Annotated in this window: 24 protein-coding genes and 1 pseudogene; 17 read left to right on the forward strand and 8 right to left on the reverse strand. The window is 33.2% G+C overall.

Annotated elements, in window-relative coordinates; genetic code table 11:
- The first annotated feature begins 38 nt into the window (after positions 1 to 38).
- The gene (locus tag AC22L0_RS19490) at positions 39 to 590 is read left to right on the forward strand and encodes a GNAT family N-acetyltransferase (RefSeq protein ID WP_000178468.1); all 552 of its coding nucleotides are present in this window, start codon (positions 39 to 41) and stop codon (positions 588 to 590) included.
- Between the two features lie 99 nt (positions 591 to 689).
- Positions 690 to 917: a coiled-coil domain-containing protein gene (locus AC22L0_RS19495; protein WP_001047304.1), complete on the forward strand. Its 228-nt coding sequence runs from the start codon at positions 690 to 692 to the stop codon at positions 915 to 917.
- 72 nt (positions 918 to 989) lie between these two features.
- Here AC22L0_RS19495 and AC22L0_RS19500 read toward each other — a convergent pair whose 3' ends face one another.
- Positions 990 to 2,315, reverse strand: a complete 1,326-nt coding sequence (locus tag AC22L0_RS19500; RefSeq protein WP_000437992.1) for an ArsB/NhaD family transporter — start codon at positions 2,313 to 2,315, stop codon at positions 990 to 992.
- 262 nt (positions 2,316 to 2,577) lie between these two features.
- Here AC22L0_RS19500 and AC22L0_RS19505 point away from each other — a divergent pair, with 262 nt between their 5' ends.
- Positions 2,578 to 2,928 (forward strand): YojF family protein, encoded by a 351-nt coding sequence (locus AC22L0_RS19505; RefSeq protein WP_000407045.1) that lies wholly within the window; start codon positions 2,578 to 2,580, stop codon positions 2,926 to 2,928.
- 15 nt (positions 2,929 to 2,943) lie between these two features.
- Positions 2,944 to 3,606 (forward strand): bacillithiol biosynthesis deacetylase BshB2, encoded by a 663-nt coding sequence (gene bshB2 / locus AC22L0_RS19510; RefSeq protein WP_000439483.1) that lies wholly within the window; start codon positions 2,944 to 2,946, stop codon positions 3,604 to 3,606.
- 112 nt (positions 3,607 to 3,718) lie between these two features.
- Here bshB2 and AC22L0_RS19515 read toward each other — a convergent pair whose 3' ends face one another.
- A complete protein-coding gene (locus AC22L0_RS19515; RefSeq protein ID WP_000768017.1) occupies positions 3,719 to 4,462 on the reverse strand; it encodes an SDR family NAD(P)-dependent oxidoreductase in 744 nt (247 codons plus the stop codon).
- Between the two features lie 932 nt (positions 4,463 to 5,394).
- Here AC22L0_RS19515 and AC22L0_RS19520 point away from each other — a divergent pair.
- Both AC22L0_RS19520 and AC22L0_RS19525 read left to right on the forward strand, forming a co-directional pair.
- A complete protein-coding gene (locus tag AC22L0_RS19520; RefSeq protein ID WP_000865018.1) occupies positions 5,395 to 5,673 on the forward strand; it encodes a hypothetical protein in 279 nt (92 codons plus the stop codon).
- Between the two features lie 318 nt (positions 5,674 to 5,991).
- Complete coding sequence (locus AC22L0_RS19525) at positions 5,992 to 6,216, forward strand: hemolysin XhlA family protein (RefSeq protein WP_000390458.1); 225 nt, start codon at positions 5,992 to 5,994, stop codon at positions 6,214 to 6,216.
- Between the two features lie 65 nt (positions 6,217 to 6,281).
- Here the strand turns inward: AC22L0_RS19525 and AC22L0_RS19530 are convergent, their stop codons facing one another.
- Positions 6,282 to 6,848 carry a DUF5823 family protein gene (locus tag AC22L0_RS19530; protein ID WP_087965025.1) on the reverse strand — a complete coding sequence of 189 codons (567 nt, stop codon included), beginning with the start codon at positions 6,846 to 6,848 and terminating at the stop codon, positions 6,282 to 6,284.
- Positions 6,849 to 7,246: 398 nt separating this feature from the next.
- On the opposite strand from AC22L0_RS19530, the gene AC22L0_RS19535 reads away from it, so the two are divergent.
- Both AC22L0_RS19535 and AC22L0_RS19540 read left to right on the forward strand, forming a co-directional pair.
- Positions 7,247 to 8,446: a multidrug effflux MFS transporter gene (locus tag AC22L0_RS19535; protein ID WP_087965023.1), complete on the forward strand. Its 1,200-nt coding sequence runs from the start codon at positions 7,247 to 7,249 to the stop codon at positions 8,444 to 8,446.
- A gap of 579 nt (positions 8,447 to 9,025) precedes the next feature.
- On the forward strand, positions 9,026 to 10,417 hold the full coding sequence (locus AC22L0_RS19540; protein ID WP_001284405.1) for an amino acid permease: 1,392 nt from the start codon (positions 9,026 to 9,028) through the stop codon (positions 10,415 to 10,417).
- A gap of 196 nt (positions 10,418 to 10,613) precedes the next feature.
- Here AC22L0_RS19540 and AC22L0_RS19545 read toward each other — a convergent pair.
- A pseudogene (locus AC22L0_RS19545) lies at positions 10,614 to 10,720 on the reverse strand (zinc-binding alcohol dehydrogenase family protein); the annotation flags it as partial.
- A 166-nt stretch (positions 10,721 to 10,886) separates the two neighbouring features.
- Between AC22L0_RS19545 and aiiA the strand changes: the two are divergent.
- Entirely contained in the window at positions 10,887 to 11,639 is a 753-nt protein-coding gene (gene aiiA / locus AC22L0_RS19550; protein WP_487272410.1) for a quorum-quenching N-acyl homoserine lactonase AiiA, read from the forward strand.
- 41 nt (positions 11,640 to 11,680) lie between these two features.
- On the opposite strand, the gene AC22L0_RS19555 is transcribed toward aiiA, so the two are convergent.
- The 3 genes from AC22L0_RS19555 to AC22L0_RS19565 all read right to left on the reverse strand — a co-directional run bounded on the left by AC22L0_RS19555 (position 11,681) and on the right by AC22L0_RS19565 (position 13,189).
- A complete protein-coding gene (locus AC22L0_RS19555; RefSeq protein WP_087948614.1) occupies positions 11,681 to 12,175 on the reverse strand; it encodes a YhfM domain-containing protein in 495 nt (164 codons plus the stop codon).
- 89 nt (positions 12,176 to 12,264) lie between these two features.
- Positions 12,265 to 12,729, reverse strand: coding sequence for a DMT family transporter (locus AC22L0_RS19560; protein ID WP_000965802.1), 465 nt, complete (start codon positions 12,727 to 12,729; stop codon positions 12,265 to 12,267).
- 13 nt (positions 12,730 to 12,742) lie between these two features.
- Complete coding sequence (locus AC22L0_RS19565) at positions 12,743 to 13,189, reverse strand: DMT family transporter (RefSeq protein WP_002103413.1); 447 nt, start codon at positions 13,187 to 13,189, stop codon at positions 12,743 to 12,745.
- A gap of 108 nt (positions 13,190 to 13,297) precedes the next feature.
- Here AC22L0_RS19565 and yeiL point away from each other — a divergent pair, with 108 nt between their 5' ends.
- The 4 genes from yeiL to AC22L0_RS19585 all read left to right on the forward strand — a co-directional run bounded on the left by yeiL (position 13,298) and on the right by AC22L0_RS19585 (position 16,454).
- Positions 13,298 to 13,990, forward strand: coding sequence for a transcriptional regulator YeiL (yeiL, locus tag AC22L0_RS19570; protein ID WP_000754825.1), 693 nt, complete (start codon positions 13,298 to 13,300; stop codon positions 13,988 to 13,990).
- A gap of 21 nt (positions 13,991 to 14,011) precedes the next feature.
- Positions 14,012 to 14,743, forward strand: coding sequence for a metallophosphoesterase family protein (locus tag AC22L0_RS19575; RefSeq protein WP_000684250.1), 732 nt, complete (start codon positions 14,012 to 14,014; stop codon positions 14,741 to 14,743).
- 137 nt (positions 14,744 to 14,880) lie between these two features.
- Positions 14,881 to 15,924 (forward strand): flavin-containing monooxygenase, encoded by a 1,044-nt coding sequence (locus AC22L0_RS19580; RefSeq protein ID WP_000653879.1) that lies wholly within the window; start codon positions 14,881 to 14,883, stop codon positions 15,922 to 15,924.
- Positions 15,925 to 16,205: 281 nt separating this feature from the next.
- Positions 16,206 to 16,454 carry a hypothetical protein gene (locus AC22L0_RS19585; protein WP_000666948.1) on the forward strand — a complete coding sequence of 83 codons (249 nt, stop codon included), beginning with the start codon at positions 16,206 to 16,208 and terminating at the stop codon, positions 16,452 to 16,454.
- 88 nt (positions 16,455 to 16,542) lie between these two features.
- Here AC22L0_RS19585 and AC22L0_RS19590 read toward each other — a convergent pair whose 3' ends face one another.
- A complete protein-coding gene (locus AC22L0_RS19590) occupies positions 16,543 to 16,737 on the reverse strand; it encodes a hypothetical protein (RefSeq protein WP_025117965.1) in 195 nt (64 codons plus the stop codon).
- A 133-nt stretch (positions 16,738 to 16,870) separates the two neighbouring features.
- Between AC22L0_RS19590 and AC22L0_RS19595 the strand changes: the two genes are divergently transcribed.
- From AC22L0_RS19595 to AC22L0_RS19610, 4 genes are all read left to right on the forward strand, one after another.
- Complete coding sequence (locus tag AC22L0_RS19595) at positions 16,871 to 17,152, forward strand: hypothetical protein (protein WP_000397715.1); 282 nt, start codon at positions 16,871 to 16,873, stop codon at positions 17,150 to 17,152.
- Between the two features lie 155 nt (positions 17,153 to 17,307).
- Positions 17,308 to 18,081, forward strand: coding sequence for a BcII family subclass B1 metallo-beta-lactamase (bla2, locus tag AC22L0_RS19600; protein ID WP_000742468.1), 774 nt, complete (start codon positions 17,308 to 17,310; stop codon positions 18,079 to 18,081).
- Positions 18,082 to 18,819: 738 nt separating this feature from the next.
- Positions 18,820 to 20,106, forward strand: a complete 1,287-nt coding sequence (hcp, locus tag AC22L0_RS19605) for a hydroxylamine reductase (protein WP_087965057.1) — start codon at positions 18,820 to 18,822, stop codon at positions 20,104 to 20,106.
- Positions 20,107 to 20,970: 864 nt separating this feature from the next.
- Positions 20,971 to 22,287 (forward strand): condensation domain-containing protein, encoded by a 1,317-nt coding sequence (locus AC22L0_RS19610; RefSeq protein WP_087965021.1) that lies wholly within the window; start codon positions 20,971 to 20,973, stop codon positions 22,285 to 22,287.
- Positions 22,288 to 22,533: the final 246 nt, after the last annotated feature.

Below are 22,533 nucleotides of genomic sequence, written 5' to 3' on the forward strand. Positions count from 1 at the left end.
AATAAGTATCCCCGTTATTAAAAAAGGGGGAGTTTGAAATGACGATGAATCTTTTTCAAAATAAAATTGTAAAATTATCCGCTATTAGAGAATCAGATGCTGTAGTAATGGTTATGTGGCAAGAGGATAGTGAGTATTTAAGAAATGTCGATACAGATGTAGCGTTTCCGCAATCGTTACAAGAAATAGCAAGTGATGAGTTATTAAAAGGACGGAGATCGAATAGTGTTTCTTTCATGGTAAGGACAGTTCAAGAAGATCGCTTAATTGGTTTTGTGGCGATTCATGGTATAGAGTGGAATAACAAAACAGGTTTATTAGCCATTGGTATAGGAGATGCGAATGATAGAGGAAGAGGATATGGGAAAGAAGCAATACATCTTATTCTAAAGTATGCTTTCTATGAATTGAATTTACACCGCATCGGTCTCGATGTTATTTCGTATAATAAACCTGCCATTGCATTGTATAAAAAGATGGGTTTTCAAATGGAAGGCTGTATGAGAGAAGCGGTTCAAAGAGATGGGAAGTGTTTTGACCGTATGATTATGGGGATATTGCGGGATGAATGGATAGAGCTGCAAGGTTAGAAAGTACATTCGAAATTATATATGTAGTATGCAGGAGATATAATGGTAATTGGCGAAAATTTACAGTGTGTTGATTGAATTTATAAGGAGTCATGTAAAATGAATTTAGAAAAGGCAAAACCAGTAAATGAAGAGGTCGCCGAATTAAAAGAACTTATTAAAGAGTTACACGGAAGTGTGCACCAACTTCAAAGTGAAGTGCAGCAACTAAGGCACGAAAGACCAGTTGTTGAAGTGAGAAAAGGTGTTCAATTATCACCAACAATTGTCGGACAAATTGGTGGTATGATTTTAGGTGGTTTAGCAATTATCGGTATATTTTGGTGATGAAAAAAGGTTTGCAGCACGGATGCTGCAAACCTTTTGTATTTGACGATATAATTTCATGCAATACAACTTTTACATTAAATAACGTAAATATATATAAGCATGTGATAACAAGAGTGCAACAATAGTTAATGGTAAACCAATTTTTAAGAAGTCCATATAAGAGAAGCCATGTCCTTCACGTTTTGCAATACCAGCAACGACTACGTTTGCAGATGCACCGATTAGTGTTCCATTTCCTCCTAAGCAAGCTCCAAGAGATAACGCCCACCATAGTACTTCGATTTGCGGAGAATCGACAGATAGTCCGAGTCCTGTAGCTAAGTCTTGAATAAGAGGAATCATCGTTGCGACAAATGGGATGTTGTCGATTGTCGCAGATGCGATGCCAGATACCCATAAAATAAGTATAGCTGCGAATCCGATGTCACCGTTTGTTACGTCGATTACTTCTCTTGCAAGTGAAGAGATAAGTCCGATATCAATTAACCCGCCAACGAGAACAAATAATCCGGCGAAGAAGAAAATGGTTACCCATTCAACATGGGCAAATACATCTTCAATATCATGTTCTTTCACGCCGATTAACATAAGAAGTGTAGCGCCTGTCATCGCGATAACAGCAGCGTCTACATGAATAATCGAATGAAGTACGAAGCCTAAAATAGTTAGTCCTAAAATCGAAATAGATTTTAAAAGGAGGCTTTGATCTTTAATGTAATCTTTTTCGTTTAATGCCATTAGTTTTTCGATTTGTTCAGGTGTTGTTTTTAGTTTGTTACGATACATGAAGTAAATAATGCCAAGTGTCACGATAGAAATAATAATTACGATTGGAGCTAAGTTAAGTAAAAAGGCGTTAAAGTCTAAATGCTTGTTTGCTGATCCAATCATAATATTAGGTGGATCACCGATTAATGTTGCTGTTCCGCCTATATTTGAAAACAGCACTTCTGAAATCAAATAAGGCACAGGATTTACTTTTAAAATACGTGTAATGGATAATGTAACAGGAACGATTAATAAAACAGTCGTTACATTGTCCAAAAATGCTGATCCGACAGCAGTTAATAGGGATAGTAATAATAAAATGCGAATCGGTTTTCCACCAGCTGCTTTTGCCGCTTTAATGGCCACAAATTCAAAGACGCCTGATTGACTCGTAATATGTACGAGAATCATCATCCCAATTAAAAGGGTAATCGTTTCCCATTGAATATGTGATGTGAAAGCAGTATGTAAATCTACAACTCCAAAAATAATCATAATAGCAGCACCGAATAGTGCGATTACAGCACGATTCAATTTCTCAGAAATAATAAATCCGTACGTGATTAAAAATACGGCAATTGCAAAATAATATTGCCAATTTGCTACTTCATGTGCTGACTGTTCCAATCATGTCACCTTCTTTAAATTATGTATTCAATTGTCGAAATGTATCTCGCTGCAATAATACGGGATAAAATATATTGTAGCAAATTCAAAAAAGAAAGAAAACTATTTAACAAAGTGAAGGAAAAAATGTATTTTTTACATATCATATAAAAAATATAAAAAACACAGTGCAAATTATTAGGAAAAGTGAGCGTTGTCCTCTAATATAGAGATAGCAATTTACATTATTTTTGCGTAAAATGGTTTAAAGAGGTGAATTCCGATGGAAATAGTAAAAGATAGTTCTCTTATTCAAAATGAAATTGAACGTTTTGTAAATAAAGATGTATATATTCATTTAGAAACGACAAACGGAGCGTATGCATCACACATAAATGAAAAGATGATGACAGTTGGTGCTTTCATTCGAAATGCGATTATCCGTTTTGAACGCGGGAAGATAACTGGAACAAATCCATACCGAGTTGGTTTGAAAATGGATCACGGTTGGGTATATGCTGAAGGTATTACGCACTGGGAAGTAGACGATCAAGAGCGTTTATTATTAGCTGGACATGATAATTTAGGTCGTCTAGCAGTTGCACTTGAGTTAAGCTTAACACCATTTAAGTAAGAAGGAGGGAAACTTATGGAGAGACATGTACTTGTTGTATTTCCGCATCCAGATGATGAAGCATATGCTGCGGGAGGAACAATTCGCTTATTAACAGATCAAGGAGTACCTGTAACGTATGCATGTGGTACTCTAGGACAAATGGGACGTAACATGGGTAAGAACGTATTCGCTAACCGTGAAACGATTCCACATATCCGTAAGAAAGAATTGAAAGATGCTTGTGAAGCGATGGGTATTAAAGATTTAAGAATGCTTGGCTTCCATGATAAAACGTTAGAATTTGAAGATGTTGATTTCGTTGCTGACAAAATTGAAGCAATTATTCAAGAAGTAAATCCATCTCGAATTATTACATTTTATCCAGAGCACGGTGTACATCCAGATCATAATGCATTTGGCCGCGCTGTCGTTCGCGCTGTATCACGTATGCCAAAAGAGGAGCGCCCAGTTATCCATGCTGTTGCGATTACGAAAAATCGTGAAGCAGTATTAGGAGAACCGGATGTTGTAAATAACATTAGTGAAGTATTTGATCATAAATTAACTGCATTAGGTGCGCACCGTTCACAAACAGAAGCAATGCTTGAAGACACGCATGCAAAAATAAAAAACAAAGATGCAGCAACATTAAAATGGCTGCAACTTGAACAGTTTTGGACTTATAAATGGGAGTAGGCTAGAAGGATACCTTCTAGTTGCTCTTACATAGAAAAAGCGCCGTCACTTGTGATGGCGCTTTTTCTTGTTGAAGACTATATATTTCTTAGGGTGCTTCAAAATTTTTAAATTAACGTGCAGTATAGCCTCCATCAACAAGAAGTGTTGTACCGTTAACAAAACTAGCATCATCACTTGCTAAAAATAAGACAGCTTTAGCGACTTCTTCTGGTGTTCCAAGTCTGCCTTGTGGATGAAGTGAAGCTAAATATTCTTTCTGTTCAGGATTAACACTACCAAGTAAAGGGGTGTCAATATAACCGGGGCACACCGCATTAATACGTATTCCATATTTAGCGTAGGCAGTACATAAATTTTGAGTTAATAGTTTCACACCACCTTTTGCAGAGGAGTATGCTGTTGGGGTAGGTAATGAAACAAAACTATGAATCGAACCAGCGTTAACGATGACACCACCTGTACCTTGTTTAAGGAATTGTTCAATCGAATATTTATCAGAAAGGAATACCCCAGACAAATTAATATCAATAGTTCTTTTCCACTTTTCATAGGATAATTCGTTTGCTGGTGCATCATCAGCAACGCCGGCATTGGCATACATAATATCTAATTTACCGTATGTACTTACTGTCTCATGAATTAGCTGTTTAATATCTGCCTCTTTTGTTACATCAGTTTTAATAAATAACGTATTATATCCATGTGCATTCAATTCATCTGATAGTTCTTTTCCACGTTCAGAAAAGTCAGCAATAACTACTTTTGCACCTTCTTCGATAAAAAGACGAACAGTAGATTCGCCAATTCCACTTGCACCACCAGTTATGATTGCTACTTTGTCTTTCAATTTCATATAAACCTCTCCATTCATCAATGAATTTAAGTCGAATTTTTAAATCTGGTTATATCACTATTAACCTTAAATAGTAAGTAGATCGAAGAAAAAGCTCGCGTTTACTTAATTGTGAGAGTGCTATTTTTTCTTTAGTGTACTTTTTGATACAGTTATGGACGAAAATATTAATTTGGTCAATTTTATCATTAGATTGAATATTTGGTAAAGAGCTCTCGAACAGAGCGAGTACGGATGCTGAAAAATTAAAATAAACATGCAGTATTATTTGTAGGGTAAGGAACAAGGGGGGAGAGAAGCATAACGAAAACTACTACTCTAGTTAAATAGGAAAAAGCCTTGCAGGGGGGCAAGGCTTTAAACAGGGTATTAAAAATTATTGATTTATTAAGAATAACTTCTTCTTGTGAATAAACTAATTTTAGCATGATAACTCATATGTATGTGTTACGAATTTGTGAATAAAAACTCAATGATAAAAGTATGAGTGAAAGGAAATAATGTATTTGAAATATGTATTATTACAGAAAGTTCAGTTGAAATAGTGAGGAAAATAAAAAAGTGCAATGAGCAAAATGATTAAGAGACGAATTATATGAAAGATTAGTTGAACGCCTAATATTTAATTTGTTTTACTATATTATTAATTCCGATGATACAAAATTCAAGAAATGACTTATCAATATAAAAACAAAAAGTCCTTAGAATCTACGGCTTTAATATGAAAAGATTTTAATCATTGGGCATAAGGGAATTCTATATTGATTGGTTGAAAGAGGGGATTTGTATATGTAATTTCTTTTTTCATTTAATTCTTTAGAACCTATTTTTAATAATGTATATAAGAAGCGTATATTTTGAATTATTTAATAGAATAATATATATTTATATTGATTTAGTGATTTTAGTTTGTTAAAAATGGGGAAATCGATATGAAGGTTAAATTTGCCGTAATAAAAGATGAGAGCTTTGATTGTAGTTTATTGGAAACAAAATTATTGAAAACTTTTAAAGAAGTAGATTGTGAAGCAGATATTGTAAAGGTTGAGGATGAAATTTTTGAAAACAATGATGTACAAACGCATTTATCAGAAATAACCATTCATGTTACTGGAAAAAATATTGGATATAGATCCGTTTCAGCCAGTATATTTATTGTTCTAGAGAGTTTATCAATACAGCTATTTCGTATTCATATTAGTATACTTTAAGCAGTTCAAAAATTGGCTTCTTCAGAAAATCATACTGATTATATGGAGTTGTAAATATGAAAACAATAGAAATTATCGTAGGTGCTCCCGAATGGTGGATTGCACCTTGTTTGTTGTTAAATAAACAAGGGATTCCTTTTCTAATTTTAATGTATCTCAACGCTAATTTATAAATAGAAGAATGGAAACATGTGAGTAATTCAATTAGATTGTACAAAAAATTTGGTACGCGGATATACGCAATGTATTCACAGGTAAGAGGGTTGTCTCATAATATATATAGATTTTTCTATTAAGATGAACAGAGGGTGTGAATATATGGAAGATGTTTACGCTAAAATTGACAATCTCAAGGCGGAGCAAAAAGAAATTATGAGAGACATTCGAAATTTAGAAACGCGTACCACTATTAATGAGAAAGACATAGCAACAATCAATAAGCAATTAGAAAAAATAAGTACAAACACTACTTGGATTTTGCGAATTATTATTAGCGCGATAATAATGTCAGTTTTAGGATTAATATTAAAAGGAATGATTTAGTCTTGTGAAATAGGACGATATAAAAGAAAGAGGGGAACTCCCTCTTTCTTTATGTAAATGAGAAACTATACCTTTTCCGTTTCCTTTTCGTCTGCATACTTATCCTCTAAGGAAATTAATAGAGGGATTGATATAGTTACTAGAATGATTAAAGTAGTTATAAAAGATTTAGAAAGAGAAAAAGAACCTTCAATTAAAGGTGATAAAAACTTGAATGAAAGTATACTTGTTATGAAGGAAATTACTAAAAAGCTAAAAAGAGAGATATTTTTATTCTTTATAGATGTTTCTATAAAGTCTTTAACACAGGTTATTACAACAAATATAGTTAATATGATAAGAGAAACAAAATAATGTGTTAAATTCGTCATACTAATAGTAGGATCGTCTATTATGTAAGCAAGTAACTGAGATACTAATATTCCTCCAAACAATAAAATAATAAAAGCAAGTAATCCTTCCGATATATAAGTGCTCAAATTGTCTTTCTTGTTAAAGAGTTTATAGTTTAGAGTAGATTGGGTTATTTGAATTAGGAATAGGCTAATAATCCATACATAATATACAATTGGTAATTCTCCTGAGAATAGAGAAATTAGAAAGTTTACTACTGTCCTTAAAATTTCAATCATTACGAAAGTCCTCCTACTTGTTCAACTTTATGACATTAGGAATATATGAGTCTATCATTTTATAATCAGGTTCATTAATTCAAACTATTTCTAATTATTCCATAATAAGGCGTTCATATCAAGTTGTTATCTTTTATGGCGTTTATTATTTGTTCACTAATATAAAAAGAGCATTCGAAATGATAATACTAGAAAAATAAAATTAATATGTAATATAATTGAAAAAGTATATTTAAAAATCAATGTTAATATTACCCTCCTATAAGTATTAACATACGTAATTGAGGTGTTTTCTTTGTTGTTTTATGACCGGATTTCTATAATGGCCCCTCCTGTTCCGTAGCTTAGGAAAGTCTTTTTACTTCTGAGATTTTCAAAGTTATAGGAGGGTATGAAAAATGAAAAAAGTCTCAGTACCATCACTTTTGTTAATGATTGTTCTTGTCGCATTTCCGCAAATTAGTGAAACGATTTACACACCGTCTTTACCGGACATTTCAAAGGCGTTACATGTAAGTAATAATGAGGTGCAGTTAACGCTTAGTGTGTATTTTGCTGGATTTGCTTTAGGTGTATTTTTTATTGGATGGCTATCAGATATAATTGGCCGTCGCTGGGCAATGTTATTTGGAATTGTTGTATACGGCGCTGGGAGTTTCTTGTGCTTTATTGCAAATTCCATTGAAGTTTTATTGGTAAGTCGTTTTATTCAAGCGTTTGGAGCAAGTGCAGGATCAGTTGTGACGCAAACGATTCTTCGTGAAAGTGTAGAAGGGCATAAGAGGCATGTTATGTTTGCTCAAATCTCGGCAGTCATTGCTTTTACACCAGCGATAGGACCGTTAATTGGTGGCTTTCTTGATCAAATGTTTGGATTTAAAATAGTATTTTTAAGTTTAGTAGTTATGAGTATCGGTATTTTTCTGTATACGTTTGTTTCTCTTCCTGAAACAAAAACGGGCTCAGTAACGAATAAAATAAATGTATTTTCAGTCTTGAAGAGGTTAATTACAAATCCGAAAGTGGTAACATATGGGTTGTTAATTGGAGGAGCAAATGGTGTTTTATTTAGCTATTACGCAGAAGCGCCGTTTATCTTTATTGAATATTTTCAATTATCGCCTAGTATGTATGGATTTCTAGGAATTGTTGTAGCGTCTGCTTCTATTGTTGGAGCGAAAATTTCAAAACGTTTACTTGCTACTTATAAACCAGAGAAAATTATATATATCGGTTGTCTCGTAATGACAGGAGGAGCTATCTTTTTATCTGTTATTACGTTTGTGGGATCAAATCCGAATGTAATATATATGGTTGTATTTTTAATAGCGATGTTTATATTGTTATTAGGGATTGGAGTAGCGTTACCTAATTGTTTAAGTTTAGCGTTAGTAGATTTTCAAGATGTCATTGGTACAGCTGGTGCATTGTTTAGTTTAGGGTACTATGTAATTGTAACGATGACAATTTGGGGAATGAGTCAGCTGCATACAGGCTCGTTAATGGTGATGCCACTTTATTTTCTAGTTATAGTAGTTATAATGGCAGTGTTTACTAGGGTGTTTATCTTTTGTAAGCAAACTTCGAAATCGATTTAAATATGAAATCATAAAAGAGTCTCATTTTTTAATGAGACTCTTTTATATTTTATCCCGTTGTTTTGAGGCAGAAAGGTTTCTGCCTCAAAATTTGGCTGGGGTAAAGAAGTTAGTAGTTTATTAATATATTAAATTTCTCATTGGTATATAAATTGAATGTGTGGGAAATTACGTTATTAACTATAAAGGTTGAAGTATTTGAGATATGAAACCGAGGAAGATAGCATCTCCTCGGTTATTTATATTGTAATAATATACATACCGGAATCATATTGAACAGATGTATTTTATTGTTAATTTAGTTAAAAATTAATCTTACTTATGTATAATAATTTATTGAAAAAATAATTGAATTTTTCAGATTAATGAATTAATATAAGGTAAGTAATTTTAAGATTTATAGAATATTGGAAGATGAAAGGTTTTGAGAATTTTATTAGGAGCGCAAAACGATTTTAGGATAGCTTTAAAGCTAGTGTAAAATGACGTTTGCTTCATCATTTTCAGGGCCGAAAGGAGTTAGGGGAAAGCATCTTGTGTTAAAATGCGGCTATGAATCATCTAAGAGGGGGAAGTGAAGTGGCAAACAAAGAATTGAAAAGAGGTTTAGAAGCACGTCATATTCAAATGATTGCTTTAGGCGGAACGATTGGTGTTGGTTTGTTTATGGGATCAGCCAGCACAATTAAATGGACAGGTCCGTCAGTAATGCTTGCTTATGCAATTGCAGGTATTTTCATCTTCTTCATCATGCGTGCCATGGGAGAAATGTTGTATATGGAGCCAAGTACAGGCTCATTTGCGACATTCGGTCATAAGTATATTCATCCACTAGCTGGTTATATGACAGCGTGGAGTAACTGGTTCCAGTGGGTTATCGTTGGGATGTCAGAAATTATCGCGGTTGGAGCGTATATGCAATATTGGTTCCCGGATTTACCAGCTTGGATACCAGGTATAATTGCAATGGTTATTCTTGGTGCAGCTAACTTAATTTCTGTGAAGTCATTTGGTGAATTTGAATTTTGGTTTGCGATGATTAAAATCGTTACGATTCTATTAATGATTATTGCAGGATTTGGCCTTATTTTCTTCGGAATTGGTAACGGCGGAGAAGCGATTGGCATATCTAATCTTTGGTCAAATGGCGGTTTCTTTACAGGTGGTTTTTCAGGATTCTTCTTTGCATTATCACTTGTAGTTGGAGCGTATCAAGGTGTGGAATTAATCGGTATTACTGCTGGTGAAGCGAAGGATCCAAAGAAGACACTTACAAGAGCGATTCAAAGTACAATTTGGCGTATTTTAATTTTCTACATCGGTGCTATTTTCGTTATTGTAACTGTGTATCCGTGGGATCAATTAAGTACAATTGGTAGCCCGTTCGTAGCAACTTTTGCGAAGGTTGGTATTACGGCAGCAGCTGGCCTTATTAACTTCGTTGTTATTACAGCAGCAATGTCTGGTTGTAATAGTGGTATTTATAGTGCTGGACGTATGCTGTATACGTTAGGTGTAAATGGACAAGCACCGAAATATTTCACGAAACTTTCTGGAAATGGTGTACCTTTATTCGGTACAGTTGGTGTAATTATCGGTTTAGCGGTTGGTGTTGTTTTAAGTTATATCGCACCGAAAAACTTATTCGTATATGTATATAGTGCGAGTGTACTTCCTGGTATGGTACCATGGTTCGTCATTTTAATTAGTCAAATTCGTTTTAGGAAAGAAAAGGGAGCAGAGATGAAAGATCATCCGTTCAAAATGCCATTTGCTCCTGTAACAAACTATTTAACAATTGCCTTTTTAATTATGGTATTAATCGGAATGTGGTTTAACGATGATACACGCATTTCATTAGTTGTAGGTATTATTTTCTTAGCTATCGTTACAATTAGTTTCTATGCTTTCGGAATAGGAAAGCGAGCTCCGTTAGACGTTCAAAATAATAAAGAAATTTCAAGTAAATAAAGAAGAGGCTGTTCATCTGGAACAGCCTTTTCTTATTGTTGTTATTTGTCGATAAATCGATATACCTTGTCGAATCGTTGATATAATTTGATTTGTGATAGATATATTCGAAAAATCGTTGATATATTGTACGTTATGATAGATATATTCGAAAAATCGTTAATATAATTTCACATACTACCTATCACTATCATGATTAAAATTTCTCTAATACGATTTTCCCAATGGTGTGCCCGCTTTCAAGTAGTGCATGTGCTTTTTTTAGTTTTCAGCGTTAATCGGTGTTAATGTTTCATTTAAAGTAAGAATCCTTTACTTCTATATTATAGTTGGTGAAATACTGCTATGTAAAAAAATACCCTCTTTTTTATGCAAGCTGCACTGATAGTCTAGAAGGAGTTTATTTCTAAAAAGAAGAATTTTTTAATGTATTACTTTATCCAAAACTAAATGTAAAGGTGGATACATAATGACAGTAAAGAAACTTTATTTCATCCCAGCAGGTCGTTGCATGTTGGATCATTCGTCTGTTAACAGTACGTTAACACCGGGAAAACTATTAAACTTGCCGGTGTGGTGTTATCTTTTGGAGACGGAAGAAGGTCCTATTTTAGTAGACACAGGTATGCCAGAAAGTGCAGTTAATAATGAAGGGCTTTTTAACGGTACATTTGTTGAAGGACAGATTTTACCGAAAATGACTGAAGAAGATAGAATCGTGACTATATTAAAGCGTGTAGGGTATGAGCCAGACGACCTTTTATATATTATTAGCTCTCACTTACATTTTGATCATGCAGGAGGAAACGGTGCTTTTACAAATACACCGATTATTGTGCAGCGAACGGAATATGAGGCAGCACTTCATAGAGAAGAATATATGAAAGAATGTATATTACCGCATTTGAACTACAAAATTATTGAAGGGGATTATGAAGTGGTACCAGGTGTTCAATTATTGTATACGCCAGGTCATTCTCCAGGCCATCAGTCGCTATTCATTGAGACGGAGCAATCTGGTTCAGTTTTATTAACGATTGATGCATCATACACGAAAGATAATTTTGAAGATGAAGTGCCGTTCGCAGAATTTGATCCAGAATTAGCTTTATCTTCAATTAAACGTTTAAAAGAAGTTGTGAAAAAAGAGAAACCAATTATTTTCTTTGGTCATGATATAGAGCAGGAAAAGGGTTGTAGAGTGTTCCCGGAATATATATAGTGCAAAAAAGTCATGAGTTCGCGTGCTCATGACTTTTTCGTTTAAATAATTTTTTTAAATAAATTATAAACTTTTTGTGAACTATCTTCGTTTAACTGATAGTACGTAAGGTTTACATCATCAGGAGTATCTTGCTGCGCAATCATCACTTCGCTGCTGTGATGATCAACTATCCATATGAAATATTTTTTATAAGTTCCATCCTCGAAAGTAATCCACATATCACAATCTATTAAATCTGATCCTTCTTCATCCAATGTTAATTTGCCTTTTTTTGCGGTATTCATACTGTTAATAAATGTTTTTAATTCATCTGTTTTTGTGAGAAAGATATCCTTTTTTGTTTTAATTGATTCTACATGTATATCTTTTATTTCCTGCTTTCCTAAAAAAACAGGGGGCTCATTTGGATCTCGCGAGCTTGAAATAATAGTAGCTTTCTTTTTCGGTTTGTTTGCAGTATAGAGATCTTGAATAGATTTTCCCGAGTTTACAAACCATACAATTCCACAAATAATTAATACGCTACCTAGCAATAAAATAATTTTTTTAATAGAGTTTTCTCCTTTCTATTATTTCGTGTGAAGAGCTTTTCTATTAATATATGATAGGTAAGCGTAAAGTATTATAGTTGAACTTGGTTATGCTTCACAGTTTTTATCGGGCGATCTATGAGTAAATTGTAAGTGAGCCCAATTAATACGAAAATGCCACCGATAACTTTACCGATTGAGAGTTCATTTGTCAGGAAGAAATCAATAATAGTCCCCGCAAATAATTGTCCGATAAAGATGAGTAATGTTAAATAAAAGGCTGATATTTTAGGAGTAATATAGTTGGATAATGAAATAACGATAACGCCTACTAATCCGCCTAAGTACACAGCAATAGGAATAGATTGTAACGTCTGCATTGGAATATACAATGAATCTGAACTGAAAATTAAAAATAACATAGAGAAAAATAATCCAGTAATATAATTAAAAAACGTGCCTTCCCAATTTCCGATTTTCGCTGCTAAATTCGCGTTAATAATTCTAGCAACAACGATAGAAACACCAGCTAAAATAGCGATCGTAATATATAACATTTTCTTGCCCCCATTAATAAATTGTCATGATTATAATTCCAGAAGAGATGAAACATAATCCAATTAGTTTTTTCTTTTCAAACTTTGCAACTTTCATTCCTAATAAGCCGAAATGATCGATAATGATGGAAGCAATGGATTGGCCGAGTAAACTTAATGCGATCGTAATAGAGGCACCAAGGACGGAGAAACTTATATTATTAAAAAGAACAGTGAATACTCCAATCGCTCCAGCGCTATATAAAAAAAGCGGAATACCTTTATCGAAATGAATTTTATGTTTGTTTAAGATTAAAACGAAAATAACTGCAATTAAACCGACAAGGTGAATGACAACGCTTGCTGTATACTTTCCAATTAACTCGGATAAAATTCCATTTAATGGAAGCATAACGGCGATGAGCACACCAATAAAGACAGAAAGAAAGTTATACAATGTAATATCCCCTTTATATTTCATATTTGTAATGACTGTATCATGCTGAAATTGTGTATTGTTATGACATATGTCATAGTGGAAGAAGAAAATTTTGATTACAATGGGGATGAGTTGTAAAGGTGGGGAACTATGAAGAAAGTATGTAATTCTATTAAATTAGCAGAGTATATAAAGCAAAATAATATTGATTCATTTTTTAGTCATGATATGAAGCCATATATGGAACTTATATTTTTTAAAAAGAATGAGTTTATTTGTAGAGAAAATGAAGAGATAGATTATTTATATTTCTTTGTTGAAGGAAAAGCGAAAGCGTTTAACACATTAAGTAACGGGAAATCGGTATTATTATGTTTTTACGATAGTTTGCAGTTACTTGGAGATGTGGAGTTAATTCATTCTCAAAGAATCACTTCAAACGTACAAGTGATGGCAGATTCGTATTGTGTGGGTTTACCTTTAGGAAAGGTGAGAAATAAGCTATTTCATGATGCGAAATTTTTAAGATGTATTTGCGGATCATTAGCACATAAATTAAACCGACTTTCCAAAAACAGTACAATTAATTTATTGTATCCGCTTGAAAATAGACTTGCGAGTTACATGTTAGCAGCAGGAGAACGAGCAGTTCAGCATGAAAATAGAATTGTGTTTAGTGGGAATTTAACGGAAATAGCGGAGTTGTTAGGAACGAGCTATCGGCATTTATTACGTACTTTGAATCTCTTTTGTGATAAAAATATAATTAACAAAAACAATGGTTGTTTTGAAGTAGTGAATGTAGAAGTTTTGCGGGAATTGGCTGCGGATGTTTATAAATAATATATTAAAGTAGGGATTAAGATGAAAATAGCTATAATTTCAGATATCCACGGAAATAGTCACGCTTTAAAATCGGTATTAAAAGATATTACACGTCGCAAGGTCGAAATGATAATAAATTTAGGAGATAGTGTGTATGGGCCGTTAGATCCTTTAGAGACAATCGATATATTAATGAGTAGCGAGATGATACATATTAAAGGTAATTGTGATCGCATGCTTTGGGAGACAATACAAGAGCAGTCTGCTACACTAACTTTTGTCCAAAATCAATTAACAAAAGATCATATAGATTGGTTAAAACAACATCCTTCACAATTTATTGTAGACGATATGTTATGTTGTCACGGTACGCCAACTTCAGATGAAGTGTATTTGTTAGAAGAGATGAATGAGAATGGTGCAATATTAAAGAATGAAAAAAATATAATGGATCAACTCCAAAATATAGAACAAAAAATAATAGTATGTGGTCATACACATATTCCTAGAGTTGTTTATTTAGCGAACGGAAAGATCATTATAAATCCAGGAAGTGTAGGACTTCCAGCATACAAAGATGAGTTACCTGTTATGCATAAAATGGAATCAGGAACTCCGCATGCAAAATATGTAGTAATAGAAAAGGTTTTGGGAGAATGGACAATTGAACAAATTTCAGTTTCTTATAATTGGGAAGAAGCTGCTGGATTGGCTGTTCAACAAGAAAGATATGACTGGGCACAGGCGCTAAAGACTGGGAAGATAGAATGAAGGGGAGTTTACTTTATGGTAAACTGCTCTTTTTTATTTTGAGTAGATATTGAATTATATAAAAATAAAATGTTATGATTATGGAAACGTATGAATATATGAACAAGTATTCATATGTAAAGGAAGGAGCGATTAGAATGAAAGACCTAATTATTATTGGAGCGGGTCAAGCTGGATTAACAATGGGATATTACTTGAAGCAAGAAGGATATAATTTTTTATTACTTGAGGCAGGAAACCGAATTGGGGATTCATGGAGAAATCGATATGATTCTTTGCAGCTTTTTACCCCAAGGTCTTACAGTAGCTTGCCGGGTATGGCGTTAATAGGTGAAAAAAATGAATTTCCATGTAAAGATGAAATTGCGACTTATTTAGAAGAATATGCAAGACATTTTCAATTACCGGTACAATTACAAACGGAAGTTCTAAAAATAAAGAAAGAAAAAGAAATATTTGAATTACATACTCCTACAGAAATTTTACAAACGAAAAAAGTTATTATTGCATCAGGTGGTTTTCAGCAACCATTTATTCCCTCAGTTTCAGCAAATCTATCATCACATATTTTTCAAATACATTCATCACAATATAGATCATCATCGCAAATTCCACAGGGGAAGGCACTTGTAGTAGGTGGCGGAAATTCAGGAATGCAAATAGCAGTAGAACTTGCAAAAACGCATGAAGTTATGTTGTCTATTAGTCATCCTTTAACGTTTTTACCGTTACAACTTTTTGGAAAAAGTATTTTTAATCTGCTAGAAAAAGTGGGTTTATTGTACGCTGAAATAAATACAAAGAGGGGAAGATGGTTTCAGAAGAGAAAGGACCCTATTTTCGGTTTGGAGGGTAAGAAACTTATTCGGAATAGAGCAATTAAACTGCAAGAAAAAGTAGTAAGTGCATCAGGAAATAACATCATGTTTCAGAATGGTGATACTTATAGTGCAGAAAGCGTTATATGGTCAACTGGTTTTGTTCAAAATTATAATTGGATTGAAATTGAACAAGCAGTGAATGAGAAAGGATTTCCTAATCATATAAAGGGAATCAGTCCAGTAAAAGGATTGTATTATATCGGATTGCCGTGGCAATCTCAAAGGGGTTCTGCACTTATTTGTGGTGTAGGAAAGGATGCAGCATATTTGCTTTCTGAAATCAAAAAAATAGATCAGTAGCGATAACTACTGATCATCCATATGTACATGAATTAGGAGAGGTCAAACATTTATTAACTTTATTATAATAGATTTTTATGGGGTTAAAAACTGAAAATTCAAATTTAATGTTGAGAAAGTTTTTTTGTATCGAAATATATGAAAAAATAGGGATTTTTATTAAAACAGAAAAAGATATTTCTATTTTAGTAAATTATGATATAGTCTAAATAAGCGTTTTTTTTCATAAATGTAATTATTTTCATTTTAGTTTTGTTTATATGAGGGAAGGAGAAGTAATTATGAAGTTTGATGATCAACGCTTATTAGGAGTCCGATTAGGTTCTGTACTTGTGACAGAGGAAAATCAATATTTAGTAATTAAGAAAAAAGATCATTATGCACTGTTAAATATACATAATTTAGAATGCACTCATGTTGAAGTGCAGTTAGAACATTTGGAAGAAATGTTGCGGGAAGATTTCCAAGAAAGTATAACGGAAATTATCGCACCAGAACATATAAAAATTGTTGCGAAAAATGTTATATAGATAAAGAAGCTGGAAGGAACAGCTTCTTTATTTTCATTATAAGGATAACGTTTTTACAACCTCACCAATGAAGTGTTTTCTTTTTTAGTTAGTTTGAAGTGAACTTTTGAAAAAATTTGTCTCGGTACATGTACATAACCCATGAGATTGTTATTAAAGAAATGATGATTTGTTTGTTTTTAATTGTTGCATTGAGAACAAGCCAACCAACTATATCAAATAATAAATGTAGCACGATTGACAGAACTACAAATTGAAGTAACGTATTTAAAAATCTTTTCATAAAGCGTCCCCCTAAAATAATAGGTTTTATTAACAGTTTGATATAGTGGTATTATACAGTAAATGTGTCTTGTGGTAAAATTTACATAAGTTAGTGAAATAAAATAAATGAAAGTTAGTAAGGGGGAACATTCATGGAATTCTGGATGGTTATACTAATATTAGCCTTTGGTTTCATTTATATCGCTGAAAAATTAGCTACAATTGAAAAGAAAAATGATGCGCGTTTAAAGAGAATTGAAGATAGATTACAATTAATTACGAAAGAAAAGGGAATTGTAGAAAGAGAACCTGAAATTAATAAAGAACTACGCCAGCTTGTAGAAGAAGGAAAAAAAGTTACAGCAGTTAAGAGAGTAAGAGAAGCTTTTGGTTTTTCCTTACTAGAAGCGAAGCAATATGTTGATAAATTATAAAAAAGATCATCCATTTGGGTGATCTTTTTCACTGCGCCATGCGTGTATTTACATAAGCGGCGATAATAAAGTGTCCAATTATATGGAACAAACATTTGAGATGAATTGTCTAATATAGGTAATAACTATTTAGCTTGAAAGAAAGGGTTGATAACATGAAAAAGAATACGTTGTTAAAAGTAGGATTATGTGTAGGTTTACTAGGAACAATTCAATTTGTTAGCACAATTTCTTCTGTACAAGCATCACAAAAGGTAGAGAAAACAGTAATAAAAAATGAGACGGGAACCATTTCAATATCTCAGTTAAACAAGAATGTATGGGTTCATACGGAGTTAGGTTCTTTTAATGGAGAAGCAGTTCCTTCGAACGGTCTAGTTCTTAATACTTCTAAAGGGTTAGTACTTGTGGATTCTTCTTGGGATGACAAATTAACGAAGGAACTAATAGAAATGGTAGAAAAGAAATTTCAGAAGCGCGTAACGGATGTCATTATTACACATGCGCACGCTGATCGAATTGGCGGAATAAAAACGTTGAAAGAAAGAGGCATTAAAGCGCATAGTACAGCATTAACTGCAGAACTAGCAAAGAAAAATGGATATGAAGAACCGCTTGGAGATTTACAAACCGTTACAAATTTGAAGTTTGGAAATATGAAAGTAGAAACATTTTATCCAGGGAAAGGGCATACAGAAGATAATATTGTCGTATGGTTACCGCAATACAATATTTTAGTTGGAGGCTGTTTAGTGAAATCTACGTCCGCGAAAGATTTAGGAAACGTTGCGGATGCTTATGTAAATGAATGGTCTACATCGATTGAGAATGTGCTGAAGCGATATAGAAATATAAATGCAGTAGTGCCTGGTCATGGAGAAGTAGGGGACAAAGGATTACTTTTACATACATTGGATTTATTAAAATAAGAAATTGTAGAAATACAAAAGAGAGGAGAAATAATTTTCTCCTCTCTTTCTTCTAACTATATTTAAATGCTGAATCTGTTGATTACGTCAGCATATATTACTGAGATTTTAATTCCAAGTATACAAATACTAGTACTGTCATAATTGCTATAATAACATAAGTAGCATCAAGCATTATAAGTGTTTTTAAAGTTTCAGTCATCGTAATTCACCCCTGTTATAAAAATATAACATGATCTTTTTATTGATTAGATAAGAGATCATAAAGATAAAATGTATATGAAATTTCTTAAGTAGCTTCTATATAAATATATCATATAAATAATGTAAGTAATGTTAAGATAATGTAAATGTATTGTAAATAAAAAGGTTTACAATAAAGACTTTAATAAAAAATGATAGTTCCTTAAAATGACAAATGCGCTCTTCTTTCTATTGAATGATAGAAAGAAGAGCGTATTTTTATATCTATTTCATATGTGATGAATTGCAACTATTTGTACATTTGATTCAAAAATTTTTTTCGTTGTATATATTTCTCCAAATTAATTAGCTATTTAAAAGTATCGAAAGATGTGTGTACACTAATGCATATTTTTTAGTGTTAATAAAAATATTATGTCAACAATATGAACTGTCACAAATCTTTATATATTATTGTGATTGATATCACATCACTTTTTTTCAATGGGTATTATGCTTAAGGTGTAATGAATGATTGGGAGAGGGTGGGATGATATGTTTTGTTATCAATGTGAACAAACGCCAGCAGGCGGATGTAAAGTAATGGGTGTGTGCGGCAAGAATGAAACGATTGCGAGTTTACAAGATACGATTGTGTTTGGGCTAAAAGGAATTGCAGCTTATCGCACACATGCTGCTCAGCTAGGATATACGGATGCATTTGTAGATGCTACAACACAAGAAGCTTTATATATGACATTAACAAATTCTAACTTTAACGAACAAGAGCATATTGATATGGCTATGAAAGTGGGGAAATCAGCTTTACGGGTGATGGAATTATTAGATGAGGCACATACGAATCATTTTGGTGTGCCAGAGCCTGTACAAATTACACAAAATCGTGTAGAAGGTAAAGCAATTGTAGTTACGGGTCATAATTTATTTGCACTAGAAGAACTATTAAAGCAAACAGAAGGAAAAGACATTAATATTTATACGCATTCTGAAATGCTACCAGCACACGGATATCCGCAGCTGAAAAAATATAAACATTTAAAAGGAAACATCGGTAAGGCATGGTATGATCAAAGACGCCTTTTTGAAAAATTTACTGTTGCCATATTAGCTACAACAAACTGTGTTATGCCAATTAAAGGATCGTACTCTGATCGATTCTTTTCATATGACATTGCAGGTTTAGAAGGTGTACAAAAAATTGAAAATGATGATTTTACACCATTGATTCAAAAAGCGCTAGAACTTCCAGAAGTACATATGGAGTCAGATGAACAGTTAGTGGCAGGCTTTCATCATAATACAGTATTGTCATTAGCTCCAGAAATTATTGATGCAGTAAAAGAAGGGAAAATAAAGCGTTTCTTTGTTATCGCCGGTTGTGATGCACCGGGAAAAGGCGGAGAATATTATCGTGAATTAGCAACGTCGCTTCCGCAAGAAACGGTTATTTTAACAACTTCTTGCGGGAAATTCCGCTTTAATGATGTGGATTACGGTGTTGTACCTGGTACGGAAATTCCGCGTTACATTGATTTAGGACAGTGTAATAATTCCATTTCTACAGTGAAAATAGCGGCTGCATTAGCTGATGCTTTCCAATGTGAAGTGAATGAATTGCCAGTAAGTATTGTGCTATCATGGTTTGAACAAAAAGCGGTTGCCATTTTACTCGGGCTATTTAGTCTTGGGATTCAAGATATTCGCATCGGTCCAAAGGCTCCTGAATTTATTTCACCTGGCGTGCTTGATGTATTACAAGAAACATTTGGTTTAAAACTAATTACAAATGCAGTAGAAGACATGGCTATGATGTTATCGTAACGGAAAAGATGTTTTCACTTAATTGTAGCTTTATAAATCATTTGTATGTGTGTGAGTAAACGTACATACAAATGATTATTAATAAAGAAAATCGCTATATCTATAAATTTTATAAAGCTTTTAAAGTGTAACACCACATGCCCATCACCTTAAGATTTTAAGTATCCCCAAAACGAAATTTCTACATGAATATCTATAATTTTACCTCTTTTTCATTTGATTTGAAAATAAGCTTTCTATTTTTAAAAACCAACGATACCACCTCAAATTATATGAATAAAATCCATTCATTTATTAGGAAAATGGATTGAAAATAATAAGGTAGACTAAAAAGTAAAATATTATTTATGATAATCATTCTTTTATAAAATTTAAATTGGAAATAGCCCTACTCATTTTGATTGCGCATTTTCAAAATGGAGGGGCTTTTCTTACTGTAAAATCAATAACTGCAGCTTATTTTGTTGAAAAAATTCTCATTCTTATTTTGAAAGTGATATGGGTACATTTACATGCACATCAATCTTTTATGATGAAGTGGCCCTTGAATATATTATTTTTTATTGACAGACATAAAAATGATTTATTTGCTATATTGATAATTTATAGACGTTATAATAAAACGTTTACGTATATGTAAACTTAATTTATTATTGTTTGGTTTTATTGTGAGGTTAGGCAGTGTTAATAACAATAAAATAATGAATATATCACCTGCAAAAAGAATGAAACCAATACGGAGAAGATGATTTCGTTAAAAATTCGAAAAATAAGCGTTATTAGCTCTTGAAGAAAAATGACTAGAAAAATTATAAGCATATGGAAAATAGGGTTATACAAAAAGTCCTAAAGGGGGACGGAATTATGGAGAAAAGAAAGTATTCAGTAACACCACAAGATCGAATGAATTATGTATTAGGTCTTTATTCTGCAGATCAACAAATTAATGCAGTTCTTTATTTTCCTGTAGGTATATCAAAGGATATACTTGAAGAATCAGTAAGGATAACGTTGCAATTGCAACCAGTTTTGAACAGCCGGTTTGTAGAAAATGATATTCCTTACTGGGAGGAACATTCATCTGACACTAACTCATCTATTTGCTTTTTTGCAGAAGGAAATAATCAAGAACTTGAAATAATGGCAATAGATTTTATTAAGGAACCTGGTGATCGTATTCAGGGGCCTATGGTTCAAACGAAATTATTACGGGGCACTACAACAGATATGTTAGTTGTGAAATTGTCTCATCTATGTTCAGATGGTGCAGGAGTCAAGGAATATATTAAATTGCTTGGAATGATATATACTCACCTTTCATTGGGACGGTCTAAGAAGCAAATTATAAAGGAATTTGATAAGGGAAATGAGAGTTGTCGAGATCAATCACATGTATTCAAATACGCTGGAATATCGGACATAAAAAGTGCGTATCGTCCTAACCAAGAACAACAGGCATCGTTATGGTCTTTTCCATCTCAACCTAACAAAAATAAATTTCCCCAAATGTCCGTACGGCGATTGAGCCATGAGCAAACTCTACGTTTAACCCAATGGACAAAAGCTCAACAGGCTACCTTGAATGATGTAATCATGACTGCATACTTCCGAGCTTTATCACATTTCACTGTGTATGCAGAACCTCGCACTGCAGAAAAAATGATTGGCTTGACAATTGATTTACGTCGATATCTGCCTAATAATACAACTGGTGCTATTTGCAACTTATCCGGTATGGAAATGCCAGTGATTAAAATGGAAGACGATGAAACATTTAAGCAGACTCTTGTTCGAGTTAAACAATCAATGGATAAAATAAAGTCTCAAAATCCAGGTCTTTCTTCAGCAGCAGGAATGGAGTTACTGGCAGAAATGAAGCTATCTACAGTGAAGGAAATGTATAATCAGCAATATGAACAGGCTGTACAGATGGGGATGGCGTTGCCATTACTGACAAATTTGGGAGTAATCGCTGAGGAACCTATTCAGTTTGGTGAAATTCAAGCTGAGGACGGGTATATGACATCACCTATTATGTATGCACCATTCTTTTCAATGGGAGCAAGCTCTTATAATGGAAGGCTTACATTTACGATCGGTTATCATGCGCCGGATACATCAAAAGAAAAGGTAGAAAAATTTTTAGATAGTGTTGCTAATCAACTATCAGAAATAAAATAAAAGAGAATATAGAGAACAGATTTCTAATAGAATTGTATTTTGGGGGCTCGTATCATGTACGGATAATCTCTGGAAATTTTCTCTGACCGCACTTGCCTTTATGCTATATATGCAATGGGAATGGTAGGGAGAAACAGTTTGTATCGTGAAAAAACAAGATATAACGGTATGAAAACAATAAAGCAGAGCTGATTTAAATTACACTTTGAATCAGCTCTGTTTTACTAGTTTGATGGCCCTTACAAC

Source organism: Bacillus sp. LQ01 (assembly GCF_057624735.1).